Raw genomic sequence first — 16824 nt, 5'->3', positions numbered from 1 at the left:
GTGTTGATGAGAAAACCATTAGAAATATTTTAGGGTAATCGGATTATCTTATAAAATTTATAAGCACATTAGGTTTTTGACTGAGGTCTAAACAGAAAAATTTTAAAATCTTAAAAATGGGATCTGATTTTTTGAGCATACTGCATATTTCTTCACTCACTAATACAACCTAAAACCGTTGTTTGTTTAGAGTGCAAAAACAATACAGACAGCTAATATATCAAACGGCGGTTTTGAAAATAAGAAAATTCAAAGCCGCCGTTTTCCCTTTTTAAAAATAGGATTTTGGAGGGTGTATTAAGTGCGCCCTTTTTTAGGACACGGCGGTATGAAGGAGGTTATCACCGTGTTTATTTATGCAGACATTGATTGGTTATTACAATTCATATCAAGAAGCATTTTAAAGTGCTACCGAGTCATTATGCCCATAAAGTGGGAAGTAAAACTGTTCCAACACCCAATAAAAGAGTACTATCAGAAAAAGATATAAAAATATCTATAACTAAATATTTTTTCATTTTTTAGTTGGGGTATTAACTTTTTACAGCATGGATGTAGTGAATTGTTTCGAATGCAGACAAATAGTCCGTACGGTCATGAAAGAAATTTTCGTTAATCGCAACAGGTGATAAATGTTCATCAATGACTAAACCTAAGTCTTTTAATAATTCTTTTATTTCATAATAGGTAAAACATGATTTCATAGACTCTCCACTAGCTGAAGCCAATTGAACCATATTTTGAACGCGATTAGACAATCCTTTTTCTTTAAAAAGATTCTCATCTGCATAATCAAAAACGATAGAGCTTCCCGATGGAACCTTGGTAAATAACTTATTAAGTAAGTTGGTTGTTTCCTTTTTTGTTAAATAATAAGAAACACCTAAAAGACTAAATAAAGTATTTTTATCCGTCTCAAAACCTTCTTCGATAAGATGTTGAACAGTAAAGTCTTTAGTGAAATCGGCTGAAACAAAATGAAGATTGTCTGGAATTTGATAATTAGCCTCTGTTAATCTGATCTTTTTAAAATCTTGTGTGGCTGGGTGTTCGACTTCAAATATTTCTAAACTATCGTTTAAATTGGGATGTCGGAAACAAAAGGTATCTAAGCCAGCTCCTAAAATGACATACTGTTTAACACCTTGCGACATCTCATGCAATAATACATTTTCACAATAGGCAGCACGTGCTAAAGGGGTTGGAGAAAGTTGGACTTGTGTAATCCATTTTAATATTTCTTCTGGATCATTTTGAAACTCATTTGCAATTTGACTATTAAAGAATTGAATTCCATTGATCATGTTCTCACGGATATCTGAAAACTCTTTTTGGGTAATAAAATCTTTTGCAATAAAATCATCGAAAATTTTAGGTGTGTCATATTTGCTGTGATAAGCTCGCCCAAAAGCTGAGATTAAGGAAGTTAAGCTTGATTCATTTTTTTTCATACAATAATCCTCCTAAAAACAAAAATAAGATTCCCCTGGCCAGGAGAATCTTATTATATACACAAATATTTTAACTGTAAATTATAGCATAAGTGAATTTTTTGTCAAATAAAACGACTTCATTTTAATGAAAAAGATTTCTTTCATAACGTGGGCAATCATATAATAATTGTTTTACAATCCTCTATCTATTCGCAATTAGATTGCTTTCCTTATTACCTCTTTCGAAGCCACGCTTTTATATTATGTTAACGATATGAAATACGATTTATCATACATCAGTTAGGTATGAATTTATAAGTTTAGGTGAATGTATGACAAAGGATACAAATATTCTGATTTGTGTTTTGAATATTCAGTTTTTTGTATGGAGAATCAAACGTTGACAAAAGAGGAAGAGAAGAGTAAAATATACTCTTGAATCTTAATTTTTACGCATGTAATTATATCGTAACATTTTTCCGTTTGAAAGTCAATAGTTTTTTAAAAATATTTCTAAGGAGGAAATGTGTATATGTTTTTACCCAAAATGCTTCACACTCTAAATTCTTCGATGTTGGAAAAACATACCGATGAAATAGAAGAGATAAACCAAAAAGCAAAAGAATTTGGGCTCATATTAACTCGTAATGAAATAAAAAACATCATAGTTGCTAGAAATCAAGTCCTCCAAAGCTATGGTCGAGTGGAACTAAGTGTTGACGTAATCAAAGAATTAGCGGGGGTCTTCTGTGCTTCCCCTTACGTTGATGATCAGAATTATGTATCCACCCTATATGAACTGCAAGAAATATTTTATTACTTAAAAAATGAGACGGAAGATAAGATTGGGGACATTCCATTGATTTGTATCATGAAGGATTACTTTGATAATGTTTGCAATGGTTCTTTGGAACTTTTAAAGAGTAAGCTTGAAGAATTTGCGGAACAATTTAGAAGTGATCTCTCATTTAGGAACTCTTTTCTTGAAAAGGAGGAACAATAATGGAATCAAAAAAACGATCCAACGATTGCTCCTTAGTAACACAAGGAAAAATAAATCAAGCTCGTTTATTACAAAACCAGTATACACTTTCCATTTTAAATGAAGGATTACGAGTAGGTTTACTAAATAGTGAAGAAGTACAGGGTACACAAAGACAATTGATGTCTATATTAGAAAGTTTGATTAGACGGTATACCCAGGGAGAAAGCTCTTCTGTCACGTCTGAAACAGCTGTCAGTATACTCACTTCTATTTTATATGCTGTAGACGCTTATCTGTATCATTTAGATGATCCAGATAAGGCAATTGACGTATTAAAAAAAGGCAATATAGCAAGTGCATACGAGCAAGGTGTGGATTTGATTCGCCATTGTTTGGAGGAAACAAAACAACTATATAAAGAGCTCAATAATAATAAACTGGATATTGCGGTAGAAGCTTATAATATAACCATCGATGAGTCCATCCCTGTGTTTTTAAAGAAATATGGCATTATTTTTGATGCACATAATACAATGGCCAGTATTGATTATCCATTAGCGATTGACGATATGAGCATTCAAGGTGTTTATTACCTTAGACAATATTTGACGCATTTAAAAATGGAGACCCAGTTTTGTCTTTTGTTTGATAAAGATGATCTTCAACATCTTTTGGTTAACTATGGGAGAATATGCGGTTTCGATTATCGAATAGAACTATTCAATATATTTGAATTAGTATTCAATAATGCAGTTTTTTCCACGTTATCAGGAGGACATGCTAATCAAATAAAAATCTCAATCAATCAATATGAACAGTTAAATGATTTGTTTCATAAGTTAAATGATAGTCAGATTCAATCCATTATTTTAAAAGCTGTGGATCGTTTACAAGAACATTTCAATATTATTGATCTTCAAATGAATGATTACTTGAACCAATGTGGAATGAACCTTGTGCAGAGGATTAAAAATGTTATAAAACATAACCGCCTTGAGACCGTGGTCATCGTAGAGAAGGAATTGACTTCTAAATCTATTGTAACAGCATTCAAAGCCTCCGATAGAATGAGTGATAATCGTTTTCGATCATTAGTTGAAAAAATCACAAATTACGAAAAGACAGTGGATAAAGTGAACCTGATTCGAAATAATTTTCATTCACTTCCTGATTATATCGATATGCTGAATAGCGACTGTTTATTGGCGGATGAGTATAAACAACTTTTTAAGACGTTTGGCGAAGTAGAGCTGGCCATTTTGGTGAAGATTGTATTCTATGAAGAATTACGGGACAATGCCACAGATTTATCTTCTCTTTATGTCGAGGAAAAGATGTATGAAAACGAATGGCAAAATCATTTTATTGAATTCATTCAAAGCATTGATATTAATAAAAAAAACGCCATTGAGGGGTGCGTTAATGATATTGATTATGAAGAAATTAGTTTTTACTAACTTTGAATTGTAAAGTAATTATAACTATAAGGAAAATCAACTTTATACTATAGAGAAGAATACATTTTGTGTTTTTTTTGATTATAATCTATACTATTCAATAGACAGACAGACGGTCTAAAGTTAAAGGAGCGGTATAGATGAGGAAGTCTAAAGAAGCGCAGGAAAGAAGAAATGAAATATTAGATGTGGCAGAAGTATTATTTAATGAGAAGGGTTATGACGGAACGAGTACGAATGATATCTTAAAAAAAATTGGAATTGCTAGAGGTACGCTTTATTATCATTTTGAAAGTAAGGAAGCCATTATGGATGGGATTATTGACCGCTATCATAAAAAGGTGATCGAAGGAGCACAAGCCATTGCAGAGAAAAAAGAACTGCCTGTGATTGAACGATTACTTATGTCAATTACTTCATTGAATGTGACTGGAGCTGTTTCTGAAGAATTGATGACACATATTCATAAGCCGCAAAATGCTCTTATGCACCAAAAGATTCAAAAGGTGTTATTTAAAGAAGTCACACCGATTATTACACTCATTATTGAAGATGGAATAGAAGAAAACATATTTCATACAGACTATCCTTTTGAAACGGTAGAGATGTTGTTGATATATGCTTCTACTATTTTCGATGATGGAACCATCGAATTAACACAAGAGGAACAATCTCAGCGAATGACAGCTTTTGCTTATAACGCAGAAAGACTTCTCGGGACAGAGCAAGGTGCAGTTAGTCAACAGTTGATTAGAATTTTGACAAAAGAATAGAGGAAAAAATGTATTCTCGAATCATACGAAATGATCTTTTCAGAAATAAACTGATAAGTATAACGACGCTGTTATTTATTACTGTTGCGACAACACTTGTCAGCTTAGTAGCTATTCTAACGATTAATCTTATCGGGTCCATCGATACCTTAACGAAACAAGCACAGGTTCCAGATTTCCTGCAAATGCACAGTGGAGATATTGATAAGCAACAAATACAAAGTTTTGCAGCAGCACATGAGAATGTTAAAGATATGCAGGTCCTTGACTTTCTGAATATTACAGGGGCAAAAATTCAATTAGGTAAAAACAGTTTAATAGATAGTGTACAGGATAATGGTTTCTCCACGCAAAGTCCGAATTTTGATCATCTATTAAACTTGGATGGACAGCCGATTCAACCAGCTGAAGGAGAGCTATATGTACCAATCGGCTATATGAAGGAAGGAATTACTCAAATTGGTGATGAAGCTAAAATAGCTGGAAAGGAATTCCAAGTTGCCGGTTTCTTAAGAGATGCACTGATGAATTCACCGTTAGCCTCCTCCAAACGTTTTTTAGTACATGAAAAGGATTATCAGGAACTGGTATCAGAAGGAGCCCTTGAATATTTAATCGAATTTCAATTGAAAGATCCAACTAGAACCAATGAATTTGAAACGGCATATGCTGAAGCAGGCCTAGAGGCAAATGGTCCCACATTAACAGGTGGTTTGTTCAAGATTATTAATGGATTATCTGATGGGATTATGATCGCAATGATTCTATTAGTCGGCTTTTTAATTGTGATGATAGCCTTTATGTGCATTCGTTTTACCTTATTAACCAAAATAGAAGAGGATTATCGAGAGATTGGAACGATGAAAGCAATTGGTTTACGACTGACGGATATCAAAAAAATCTATCTGGCTAAGTATGCTTTGCTTGCTTTTATAGGATGTTTCATCGGGTTATTGCTATCATTTATTTTCAGTGAACCTTTATTAGAGAATATCCGCCTTTATATGGGAGAAAGTGATTATGCTAGTTGGAGTATCTTACTAGCTATTTTGGGAAGTGGCCTTGTTTTTCTATTCGTGATTACTTACATTCATTTTTTATTGAGACGCTTTAGAAAAATATCTGCCGCTACAGCCATCCGTACAGGTAGTCCAGAGGAAAAAATTGCTCGAAAAAATTATTTTTTCCTTAGTAAAAATAGGCTACTACCTGCCAATGTATTTCTTGGAATAAAAGATGTCCTGTCTCGAAAGAAGCTGTATACAACCATGCTGATTGTATTGTTGCTTTCTTGTTTTATAATGATTGTTCCTTGGAATACTTACCAAACTGTTTCTTCTCCAACCTTCACGAAATATCTTGGCTTTGGAGAGATGGATTTGATGGTCAGTATGTATCAGTCCGATGAACCAGTAGATAATGAACAACAAGTTGTAAACTATTTAAATGAGAATGAATCTATTGAACAATACGTCCAAATTACCTCAAAATCCTTTAAAGCAAAAAAAGAGGACGGTTCAGAAGAAAAAATAATTATTGAAGTTGGTGATCATACTGCGTTTCCTATCGAATACACTGCTGGAAAAGCACCAGAACAGCTCAATGAAATTGCATTATCTTCCATGAATGCTGCTGAATTTGATAAACAAGTTGGGGATACGATAGAAATTATTTCGGATCATGGTTCGGAGATTTTTATTGTATCTGGTATTTACTCCAATATTTTAAATGGGGGAAAGACAGCGAAAGCTATTTCTTCTGATGAGTCGGCTCCAACGATGTGGCTAAACTATTATATCAAGCTAAGCGATACGACACAGATAGCGGCTAACGCCAAAGAAATGTCGGAAGCTCTGCCTTTTGTGAAAGTGACAGATGCCGATAACCATAAACAGCAAGTATTTGGAGCGACAATGGCTTCCATTAAAACAGCAGCGAATGTTTCTTTGATTGTAGCTTTATTTATTACAGGATTAGTAAGTCTGTTATTTATGAAATTACTAGTTGCCAAGGATCGACCAGCGATTCCGATGTTAAAAGCCATTGGTTTTACCAATCAAGACATTCCTAAGCAATATACAACTCGTGGAATGTTTATTCTAATCATTGGAGTTGCAGGTGGAAGCATATTGGCTAATACCTTTGGAGAATCCATCGCAGGAATGGTTATGGCTTCTTTTGGTATAGAGGCACTTACCTTTGTCAGTCATCCACTCATTTATTTGGGTTTTCCAATATTGATGTTATTGGTTACGTTACTGGCAACGAAACTAGGTACGAGTCAAGCGGGGAAAATAGCAATTGCAGAAAATATAAAGGAGTAACTGATGAAAAAAGTAATTCATGCACAACACATTCATAAAACGTTTGCTGTGGAAAAAGAAAGAGTCAGGGTCTTAGAGGATGTATCTACAACCATTTACGAAGGAGAATTTGTCTCCGTTATGGGACCATCAGGATCAGGGAAATCAACGTTACTTTACACTTTGAGCGGCATGGATACAATCGACAGTGGTGAGGTAATCTTCAACGACCAAAGCCTTACAGCATGTGGAGAAACAGAACGCTCAGATATCCGTCGTCAACAAATGGGTTTTGTCTTTCAACAGCCTACATTCTTAAAAAACTTAACGATTATCGATAATATTGTACTTCCAGTAATGCGAGATAATCGTAAAAAAGGAAAAGAGTTAGCAAATAAAGCAAAGCTGCTTCTAGAGAGAACTGGGATTGGTGATCTTGCCTACCGAATGACAAACCAAGTATCTGGCGGGCAGCTGCAAAGAGCTGGGATTTGTCGGGCTTTGATTAATGAACCGAAAATGATTTTTGCTGATGAACCAACAGGAGCTTTAAATTCAAAGTCTGCCAAAGAAATCATGAAAAGTTTTCTACAAATTAATCAAGAAGGGTCAACAATTCTCTTGGTGACGCATGACGCGAAAGTTGCTGCCCAAAGCGAACGGATATTATTTATGAAGGATGGACAAATTGTCGATGAACTGCATTTAGGTAAGCTTTCTAATTCGTTTTTAGAGAATCGAATAGAAAAAGTAACAAGGAAAATGTTAAAAGTAGAAATGTAGCCTATTTTACGGAATAGGAATTTAGGAACTAGGAGGTGGTTTTAAGTGAAAACATTTAAATATATAATTTTTATTATGATTCCTTTGAGTATTATTGTCTTTTATCTATGGCGATTTGCTTCACGTAAACATGAAATTCCTTGCCCTTTTTGGTTGCGAGGTTTAGTGGAGATGGATAATCCATTGACAAAAAGTAACAAAGCTAAAGTAATCATTGAGCAATCCAACATTCAACCGGGCATGCATGTCATTGATTTTGGCTGTGGACCTGGCCGGCTTACTCTTCCATTGGCAGATTGTGTTGGTCCCAATGGAACAGTTACAGCAGTAGATATGCAGGTGAAAATGTTACAAAGGGTAGAAAAAAAAGCGGCAGAAAGAAATTTAAATAATATTAAATTTGTGCAAGGAAAAATAGGGGCAGGAGAACTACAGCTTTCTTCGTGTCATCATGCCTTGCTTGTCAATGTTTTAGGTGAAATTCCCGATCAGCAAGCAGCTTTTAAAGAAATTTATAATACATTAAAGTCTGGTGGCGTTTTGACGGTAACAGAAACAATATTCGATCCACATTTTCAAAAGAGAGAAAACGTGCTGACATTAGCCAATAAAGTAGGATTTCTCTTGGCAATTGGTCATCATATTCATTGTTATTAGAGAAACCAGCAAGGATAATATCAGGTGAATAAAGAAACATAGTCAGATTATTACTTTCATTATTTCACTTTATCCCGTCAAGTAACTTGAGCAATATTTGTTCTATGATATAAACGGTGAACAACAGATTGTTCAAGTTACACACAACTACAGAACTGATGAATAAATAAACATTAGCTTTTATACATGTATTATGGGGCTGTTTTATTCTACGTTATGCCAATTATAGGAAATTACAATTCATTATAGTTCCTCTAATTGTAGGAGTTTCCTTTTAGGAATATATATCATACCAATATGCAAGGAATTTATAATTTCCCCATTTATCGTATACACTTTCAAGTTTTTGCTTACCAGGCTTCTCCCCATTAAAATATTTTTTGATAACATGAGCTTTATATTCTGAATCAACAGGCAACAAATCATATTTTCCAAGTATCATTGCGAGAGTATTAAATGCATAAGGACCAATACCTTTAATATCACTTAAATTTGTAATATCACTTTTTAATAATTTATAAGATTCAAGGTCAAAATCAGGGTCTAAAGCTTTTGTGGATGCATCGATAATATATGTACTTCGGTATCCCACTCGCACGTGTTCTTTTAGGTAGGCCTCTCCTGCTTCTAACACGCGTTCTGGTGTGGGAAAGGTTTTAAATTCATGCTGATGATTGGTTTCTACTGATTCGCCCAATCCATTCACAAGATTGCTCACCATATTCATGGTCTGCTTCCATCTCGTATTTGTTGTTAATATTACCTTTACTACATCTTCATAAAGCGTAGGCGAACGCAAAAGTCTTCCCTTTCTTTTAGTAGGAATATGTAAAAGCTCTTCATAATCGTGACATAGAGCATAGAACGGTTCAAAGGTATCTTGCAATCTAAACATCCATGATACTTGGTCTTTAATCTCTTTGATGTCATTATTTTCTAAAGAAATATTTGTTTCAGTTTCGATAATTAATTGATTATCGTGTTTTGAAATACACAATAATATATTTTTACCATTACTTAACTGGACAGGGCGATAAAATAAATGGTCTTCGTTATTCCAATAGTTTGGTGCCAACATCCACCAGCCATAATCAGTGATAGCAGCTTTGAAATTAAACGGTTCATGTAAAGGAATTATCATGATATATATACCAACCTTTCAAATTAATCTACACCAAGTTCCGACTTCTAAGCGCCTTGTTGCTTTCGAATGTCTACAATTAGCCCAATATGATAAGCATTATGAATTGTTAAATGGGTAAGATTCTCCACTTTTTCACTGAAGTGATTACATATGGATCTTCAATGACTTGCTTCCATTCCTGCATAATTTGATGAATAGAAATTAATGTTTCCTCCTACGAATATCCTTCTAGGTTATTAAAGGACTGTGCATTTGTGTTAATTTTATAACGAGTTCCTCTAGGACACCTTGCTTCGTCAACAGTTACATCTTTTAATGCTTGTGTTATCAAGACGTGACAAACCAACCAATCTTGTTATGAACTGCATCTAACTGTGATAATGATAACTCTTTAGTATTCAATGCTAGTCCTCCTTGAGAGTATCTCTATGCTTTCGTACTCTGGATAAGTTTCCGCATGTATCACTACTGCACCAGTGTTTACGGCCATTCTTTGTATTGTCATGAAAGACCCAACGACAATCTTCATTCTTGCAAAATTTCACACGCTTATATTCATTTTTTGTGAATAACTCTGAAAAGGAAAGAGCAATTTCAGACATGAAAGTGCTCCAACTCTGTTTATCAGCTACCAATTCTAATTCAAAATGATTTTCTTTTTTGATTAATACGGGACTCCGTTTTGCTTTATCCATAAAAGTATTTAATTTCATTAATTCATCGGCTGAAGGTAATTGATTCTGAGTTGTTTTTTGAAGAATATCCCTCATTAGTTGACGTAAATTCTGCAGTTCCTTAATTGTTTCATCGGAAGGGTAAGATAAATGAGTCAGATTCCAATCCTTCATAAAATATTCTATCCATTTAGGGTTTGTTAACCTGTCTTCGGACTTTCCTGTCCCGCGATAGTCATACCACATCGTATTAATAATATCTAAGCAAATCATATCATTAGCCAAATTGTTTTCTCCTTCTTTATTTTTTGTGTTGCTTTTATTTATTATATCATGTAATGTTTAAAATAAAAATTAACCATTACAAAAAGGGGATTTAATTTATGAAAATAAAGATGGGTGAGTTATGGAAACACGCAGATTTTATGAAGTTTTGGACAGGTGAAACACTGGCTATGTTTGGCTCTACAATTGCTGCGTTTGTATTTCCATTAGTTGCAGCAATAACATTATCAGCTACACCAATGCAGATGGGGTTATTAAATGCTGCACAATTTGCTCCATTTCTACTTGTAACACTATTCGCTGGTGTTTGGATTGATCGTGTAAGAAGGAAACCTTTAATGATTATCGCTAATTTACTTCGGGCTTTTCTTTATCTATCTATACCTTTGAGTTATTATTTTGGAATTTTACAAATAGAAGGCTTATATATAATTGCCTTCTTTATTGGTACTCTAACCGTTTTATTTGATGTTTCTTATCAATCCTTTTTACCTTCTTTAGTTACTAGGGATTCTCTTGTTGAAGCGAATAGTAAGCTTGAAATGAGCCGTTCAGTTGCACAAATAAGTGGTCCTGGAATTGGGGGAGGATTAGTCAGCTTAATAGCTGCACCTTTTGCAATGCTGATTCATTCAATTACACTTTTTATATCTGCGCTTTTATTAATTTTTATTCGTTCAAAAGAAACTGCTCCTATAAAACATCAAAAAGTGACACCAATATTTACCGATATAAAAAAGGGATTACAGTTTGTACTATCAAATAAATACATACGTGCAATTTCGGGCGAAGCTGCTACGTATAACTTTTTTAATCAAATAACTTGGGCAGTTGTAATTTTATACATTACTCGAGAATTAGAAATAGGACCTACTTTACTTGGAGTCATTATGGCTACCTCTAGTATTGGTGCTATTATTGGTTCGCTGATTGCAAATTACTTAGCTCAACGGTTTAAAATAGGTAGGACGATTCTTTGGACAATGTTTATTGCTTGTAGTTCACCTTTATTAATTCCTATAGCTACAGGTCCTATTTACATTTCAGCACCTATTTTAATTATTTCGTTCTTTTTCGGTGGAATGGGAGTTGTGATTTCTAATATTCATGTCATTAGTATGCGCCAAACGGTGACTCCTGACCGAATGTTAGGGAAAATGAATGCTAGCTATCGTTTTTTGGTTACTGGAGTGGCTCCATTGGGAGCATTGTTAGGTGGCGCTCTCGGTACCATTATTGGTTTGAGACTAACACTTGTGGTAGGTGGGCTAGGATCTATTGCAGCAGTTCTTTGGGTTCTATTTTCACCTGTACCTAGTGTAGAAACTTTGAATGAAGAAGAATTAAAAAATAAGGAATCTTTAATTGGAGGAAAAACAACATTTTGACAGTAAACCCAACAACTGCTTAAGTATTCTTAAAGGGTCAGGAGTTCTCGTTAACTGCAAAGGAGTTTTTTGTGAAAATCCAATAAGATGTTTAGTATCAGTCCCAACCCTCATAAACGATCGCATGGCTTACCTCGTGACTCTTATTCTTTTCTGTTGCTTGAATGAATACCCCATCAGCTTCTGCATAGAGAAACTCAACTTCTTTACCTTCTGGAAATTCAGCGGACTCCTCTAAATCGATGACTAAATCAATTAAGTTGTCTGTTTGCTGTATTAATCCGTATAATTTTGAAAAAAGAACGCTTATAAACATATGAATTGAATCGAAAATTGTACTTTGCAGAAATAGAAGAAATTAGTTAAAGATACCTATAGTTTGAAGGCAGACGGGGTTTATACATTAGAGCATGCTATTCCTGAATTAATCAAAATTATTGATTTACTTGAGCTAGAACAGCGAGCTATAATGCTTGAAATTAATCGTATAGTGGACTTATCTGATTAAATATGAATCTATGTCAAGAAGTTCAGCATTTCTAATGTCCAATTTCTTGACATAGTTCCAAAAATCATCTGGTAATGAAAGCAGAAACGGAATCAGGATAGTACATCAATCATCTTCAGATACTGGACCATCATATTCGGGATTATCAGAAGGGGGTTGAATTTCAGTCATCAATAAAGCGACATGTCCTTCTTCGTCTCTAATGGTGAACAACAACGACTGCCCTTCTTGCAATCCTGCTTCTCCTGCTGCTACGTATGGGAAATTAGAAAAGTCCCCGCTAAAATCTCCGTTCTCATCAGCTTCCAATTCCATTGTATCTCCGATGAATGCGTCTACCTCTGAGACTTGCACATCAACTTCTGGTAATGTTTTTCCATAATAGGTCGATGTATTCTCGTAAAATTCCGGTAAATAAGTAGCCTCTTTGATTTCTTCTATTGCTTCTGTTGCTGAACTACTTTCTATCAATTCCATTCCTTCTTCTGCCGGCTGAATAGGGAGAACAAATTGCTGCTCATGGGGCATGTCACCCATAACATACACGATCAACTCATCACCAGCATCAAGTTCTGTTCCTCCAAGTGGAATTGTAAAATAACCTTCGTCTGACACATCTGGTTCAACCGTTTCCGTATCATCTGTATCTGGCAACGGTAGCTCAAATCGAATATTTTGATTAGGATTAATCGTACCGCTATAAACAACCGTATTTTCATATATATAAGGTAATTCAAGATTCTCTAAGGCTTCAGGGTATACGATATTACCATCACCATCTGGATCTTCTCGCCCGCTCACTTCCTCAGGGTCATAAATGCCAGGTTCAGATGTTTCTCGATTCTCTTCATTCCCCTCGTTTTCTCCGTTTGTATCACTAGGTTGCTCTTGATGGTTTTCTTCATTATTAGAAGATACGTTGTCTTCCGGCTCTGCTTCTCCATGCTGTTCATTTTCTTCGTTTTCTGTTGCATTACGATCTTCAATGTCTGTTTCCTCTGAGCCTAAACCGGTGCATGCTGTAAGAATAACGATGAAACTTAGTAAACCAGGGTATACAAATGCTCGCATTAATAATTCATCTCCCATTTTAAAAGATTGTATAGTGACTTATTCCCAATGGTAGAGCTGTAAAAACGTTTATTGTTCTCTGTATTTGCCTTTTGGGAATATTCTTTGAATTTGAATCAATTCTAAGTCATGTACAACAAATTATGCTTGTAATTCATTCTAATAATGATAAGTGTACTGGGTAAAGTAAACAGTTGACCCTGACACGGTGTTATGGTTTATGATGTGTCTACAGTAAAAGATCAAAAGGGGAATGAAAAATGAAAATTGGAGAATTATCAAAAAAAACGGGAGTAAGCATTCGTTCGTTACGTTATTACGAACAGAAGAATCTGATTCGACCTTCGAGGTTAGAAAATGGATATCGAGAATTTGAGAAATCTGATATTGAAAAAGTAAAAGCTGTTCAATTGTTTTTAAAGATAGGAATGAATACAGATGAGATTTATCATGTATTATCTTGTGATGATTTCCATCTCACTGAAAATAATGGGTGTGCTCATATTGCAGTAGAGCTTTACTCTGAGCGATTAACAAATGTCCGTCAGCAGATAAATTACTTGCAAAAGATTGAACACCAGCTAGAAAACCTTGTGGATTATTGGGATAAAGAAAAAGAAAAAGCTAGAAAGTAGGGATTAAATGAATTACAGACTTCTTATATTAGTACTTGGAATATTTATCATTGGGACAGATGATTTTGTAATTGCTGGCTTACTGCCTCATATTTCTAATGAAATGAATGTTACAATTGCTACAGCAGGTCAGCTAGTAACTGCATTCGCTATTGCATATGCTATAGGAGCTCCTCTTTTCGGAACTTTGATGATGAATTTACCTTTAAAATCGCTTTTGGTTATATCTATGTTGATGTTTGCTATTGCTAATACACTGTCATCAGTTGTGACTTCTTATGAAATGCTCTTTTTAACAAGAATATTAGCTGCGTTAGCTGCTGCTATATTCACCCCGTTAGCGATGACTGCTTCTGCCAGTCTAGTACCCGATAAAATGAGAGGCAAAGCATTGTCATTTATATTAGCAGGAATAACCATGGGATTAGTTTTAGGAGCACCGATTGGAACATGGCTTGGAAATGTTTTTACTTGGCGTTATTCTTTTGTTTTTGTTGCTGTAGTTTCTTTCATTACTGTCATAGGAGTTCTGATATTCTTGCCTAAAATTGAAAGAGAAGCAGAACTAACGATTAGGGAAAGATTAAAAGGTTTCAATAAAATTATTCTATTAACGTTATGTGTAAACATTATTGGTACCACTGGCGGTTTCATGACATATACGTATATAGCTCCTATCATTACAGGTATCACGAACGTAGAGAATATTAGTATTTTTCTTATGTTGTTTGGAATAGGTGCACTTTTCGGGAATTTAGTTGGAGGTTACTTCACAGATAAGATTGGCGCTCCAAAAACATTAAAACTATCGCTAGGAGGCTTTGCTATATTATTAGCAGCATTCTCATTATTATCACTGTTAAATCCATCTACATTTGCAATTATAATGGTTTCAATTGTGGCGATATTGTGGGGAATCCCTGGTTTTGGTATGAACCCTGCTCTTAATTCATTTCTCATATCTTTGAATCCTAAGCAGGCCCAAATGGTTTTATCATTCAGTGCCTCGGCTCTTTATATTGGAATTGGATTAGGAGCATTTGTGGGAGGAGGCGTTATAAGTATAAGTTCAGTAAATTATGTGGGAATAGGAAGTAGTGTATTAGTTCTTATTGCATTAGTATTATTTACTTTTATTAATAGAACAGCTAATAAGAAAGTAAAATCGAGATTTTCCTAATATAATATATAATGAAAGAAGAGCCAGTTATAAATGTTTCACCCTTACTTTAAGGGAGTAAAGAGCTAACTTAATTTGAAAAGAGAATGCCTGTTTAACAGCATTTGTTTTAAGCTAAAATGGACAAAATAAGTTAAAAATAATATAGTTCCCTGCCAAAAACCCTGCCAATAAAAAATTTTGGCAGGGAAATTTTTGAACTAAATTAGGTAAGAGTTAGACATGATTAATTAATAAAACAAAAAAAGAATCCATTTTGAGAAAGGCTTGGTTCAAAATGGATTCTTTCTAAAATTCATTTATACTGTGAGAGAAAGAACCGTACAACTCTTTAGTAACACAATGTTTGATTAATTAATTTGCTAAGACTAAAAATGTTATAAAAAAGATTGCATATGATCCCATTAAAGCAACTGATATTTTAGCTAACCTTGTTTTAATTGAAAAGGCTGGTATAATTCCAACTTTAAACATATTCACTATTAAAACAACAATCGCTAAGAAAAATGATAACATAGCGACTATCAACGCAATTTGTTCCAACAAGATAACCTCCCTTAATGATATCAATTTTGAAATAATAAGGACATTAATTAAGCTAATTAAAGCTAATACTTGACTCATACGAAATCCATAAATCTCCCTTTCCCTTAGTTCTATGTGCCAAGCATCAATTCCGCCTAAAAGCAAGTCAAATATTGTTTTAAATGACATGTCTGTTTGTTTTAATACCTCAATTAACTCATTGCCATACCGTTTTCTCCAGCTTTTAGGATAAAGATAAATAAACCACTTCATACTAAACCAAGCCTTTTCATACCAAGTGAGGTAACTTTTTGAATTTCTTTAATTTGCTCAGTTAAATATATTTGTCCTTCCTCTGTCAGCTTGTAAGGTTTTTTACGGTCTTGTGATTCAAGGACACTTATATACCCTGCTTTCTCTAAACGTGAAATTGCTCCGTATAATGTACCTGGGCCTAACTTGATGTCGTAATTTTTTTCAATGTCCTCCATAATTGCATAGCCGTGACGTTTTTTTTCAGCAAGACTTATTAATATCAATAATGAAGGTTCCGAAAATCTGTTTTTATTAACCACGTTCCCACTCCCTTCTAATAATTATTACGTTCAGTGTTATATCGTATGACGTAATAATAAACTATATTTGAGATAATGTCAATAAAATAAATTAATTCGTGTTAAGTTATATCGTTAAAAGTATTTCCACACGATAATCCGAATACCCGATTAATTAATTATCTAATTGACCGCGGTTTTTATTTGTAGTTGCAGTCGATGCTTATAATTTTACTTGACTTTAACGTAGCGTAATACCTTAGTCTTGAAATATGGAGGTGAATTACACCACAACGGGCGACGTTTGCAAAAGAACTGGACTTACATACGATACTATTCTAATTTGGATTAATTAAAAGCAAAGAATGCTAACGGCCAGTTAGTTTTATCCAAATTAGTCTTAGAAAAAATTGCATAAATACTTGCCGGGAAGATTACAGGTTATAAACTTAAAGATTTAGTAAACCGA

General features: G+C 34.2%; 16 protein-coding genes. 9 read left to right on the top strand and 7 right to left on the bottom strand.

Translation table 11 applies throughout. The annotated features are described in order from the left end of the window. Positions 1–533: 533 nt before the first annotated feature. Positions 534–1451 (bottom strand): class I SAM-dependent methyltransferase, encoded by a 918-nt coding sequence (locus WKU33_RS14085; protein WP_340455220.1) that lies wholly within the window; start codon positions 1449–1451, stop codon positions 534–536. A 514-nt stretch (positions 1452–1965) separates the two neighbouring features. On the opposite strand from WKU33_RS14085, the gene WKU33_RS14080 reads away from it, so the two are divergent. The 6 genes from WKU33_RS14080 (at position 1966) to WKU33_RS14055 (ending at position 8391) form a co-directional block, all read left to right on the top strand. Continuing rightward, a complete protein-coding gene (locus WKU33_RS14080; RefSeq protein ID WP_336252882.1) occupies positions 1966–2436 on the top strand; it encodes a DUF6323 family protein in 471 nt (156 codons plus the stop codon). Then, on the top strand, positions 2436–3875 hold the full coding sequence (locus tag WKU33_RS14075; RefSeq protein ID WP_336252883.1) for a DUF6179 domain-containing protein: 1440 nt from the start codon (positions 2436–2438) through the stop codon (positions 3873–3875). Before WKU33_RS14080 ends, WKU33_RS14075 begins: the two co-directional genes overlap by 1 nt. Positions 3876–4015: 140 nt before the next feature. Beyond that, positions 4016–4648, top strand: a complete 633-nt coding sequence (locus tag WKU33_RS14070; RefSeq protein WP_336252884.1) for a TetR/AcrR family transcriptional regulator — start codon at positions 4016–4018, stop codon at positions 4646–4648. An 8-nt stretch (positions 4649–4656) separates the two neighbouring features. Further along, complete coding sequence (locus WKU33_RS14065) at positions 4657–6972, top strand: ABC transporter permease (protein WP_340455218.1); 2316 nt, start codon at positions 4657–4659, stop codon at positions 6970–6972. A 3-nt stretch (positions 6973–6975) separates the two neighbouring features. After that, positions 6976–7734 carry an ABC transporter ATP-binding protein gene (locus WKU33_RS14060; RefSeq protein ID WP_336252886.1) on the top strand — a complete coding sequence of 253 codons (759 nt, stop codon included), beginning with the start codon at positions 6976–6978 and terminating at the stop codon, positions 7732–7734. Positions 7735–7779: 45 nt separating this feature from the next. Continuing rightward, positions 7780–8391: a class I SAM-dependent methyltransferase gene (locus WKU33_RS14055; protein WP_340455215.1), complete on the top strand. Its 612-nt coding sequence runs from the start codon at positions 7780–7782 to the stop codon at positions 8389–8391. A 274-nt stretch (positions 8392–8665) separates the two neighbouring features. Here WKU33_RS14055 and WKU33_RS14050 read toward each other — a convergent pair whose 3' ends face one another. Both WKU33_RS14050 and WKU33_RS14045 read right to left on the bottom strand, forming a co-directional pair. Next, the gene (locus WKU33_RS14050; protein ID WP_336252889.1) at positions 8666–9532 is read right to left on the bottom strand and encodes a DNA-3-methyladenine glycosylase family protein; all 867 of its coding nucleotides are present in this window, start codon (positions 9530–9532) and stop codon (positions 8666–8668) included. A 407-nt stretch (positions 9533–9939) separates the two neighbouring features. Then, positions 9940–10494, bottom strand: coding sequence for a CGNR zinc finger domain-containing protein (locus WKU33_RS14045; protein ID WP_336252890.1), 555 nt, complete (start codon positions 10492–10494; stop codon positions 9940–9942). A gap of 98 nt (positions 10495–10592) precedes the next feature. Between WKU33_RS14045 and WKU33_RS14040 the strand changes: the two genes are divergently transcribed. Next, positions 10593–11882, top strand: coding sequence for an MFS transporter (locus WKU33_RS14040; RefSeq protein ID WP_340455213.1), 1290 nt, complete (start codon positions 10593–10595; stop codon positions 11880–11882). A 97-nt stretch (positions 11883–11979) separates the two neighbouring features. Here the strand turns inward: WKU33_RS14040 and WKU33_RS14035 are convergent, their stop codons facing one another. After that, positions 11980–12198 (bottom strand): hypothetical protein, encoded by a 219-nt coding sequence (locus WKU33_RS14035; RefSeq protein WP_340455211.1) that lies wholly within the window; start codon positions 12196–12198, stop codon positions 11980–11982. 297 nt (positions 12199–12495) lie between these two features. Then, positions 12496–13461 carry a hypothetical protein gene (locus tag WKU33_RS14030; protein ID WP_336252893.1) on the bottom strand — a complete coding sequence of 322 codons (966 nt, stop codon included), beginning with the start codon at positions 13459–13461 and terminating at the stop codon, positions 12496–12498. A gap of 260 nt (positions 13462–13721) precedes the next feature. On the opposite strand from WKU33_RS14030, the gene WKU33_RS14025 reads away from it, so the two are divergent. Beyond that, on the top strand, positions 13722–14096 hold the full coding sequence (locus WKU33_RS14025) for a MerR family transcriptional regulator (protein ID WP_336252894.1): 375 nt from the start codon (positions 13722–13724) through the stop codon (positions 14094–14096). A 7-nt stretch (positions 14097–14103) separates the two neighbouring features. Continuing rightward, positions 14104–15276 (top strand): MFS transporter, encoded by a 1173-nt coding sequence (locus WKU33_RS14020; RefSeq protein WP_340455208.1) that lies wholly within the window; start codon positions 14104–14106, stop codon positions 15274–15276. Positions 15277–15630: 354 nt separating this feature from the next. Here WKU33_RS14020 and WKU33_RS14015 read toward each other — a convergent pair whose 3' ends face one another. Together WKU33_RS14015 and WKU33_RS14010 are read right to left on the bottom strand one after the other, a co-directional pair. Next, positions 15631–16074, bottom strand: coding sequence for a hypothetical protein (locus tag WKU33_RS14015; protein ID WP_336252897.1), 444 nt, complete (start codon positions 16072–16074; stop codon positions 15631–15633). Beyond that, the gene (locus WKU33_RS14010) at positions 16071–16376 is read right to left on the bottom strand and encodes a PadR family transcriptional regulator (protein WP_336252898.1); all 306 of its coding nucleotides are present in this window, start codon (positions 16374–16376) and stop codon (positions 16071–16073) included. Before WKU33_RS14010 ends, WKU33_RS14015 begins: the two co-directional genes overlap by 4 nt. Positions 16377–16824: the final 448 nt, after the last annotated feature.

The organism is Oceanobacillus sp. HCA-5259, from assembly GCF_037892815.1.
Taxonomy (GTDB): domain Bacteria; phylum Bacillota; class Bacilli; order Bacillales; family Amphibacillaceae; genus Oceanobacillus; species Oceanobacillus indicireducens.
This window is presented reverse-complemented; position numbering and strand designations above follow the sequence as displayed.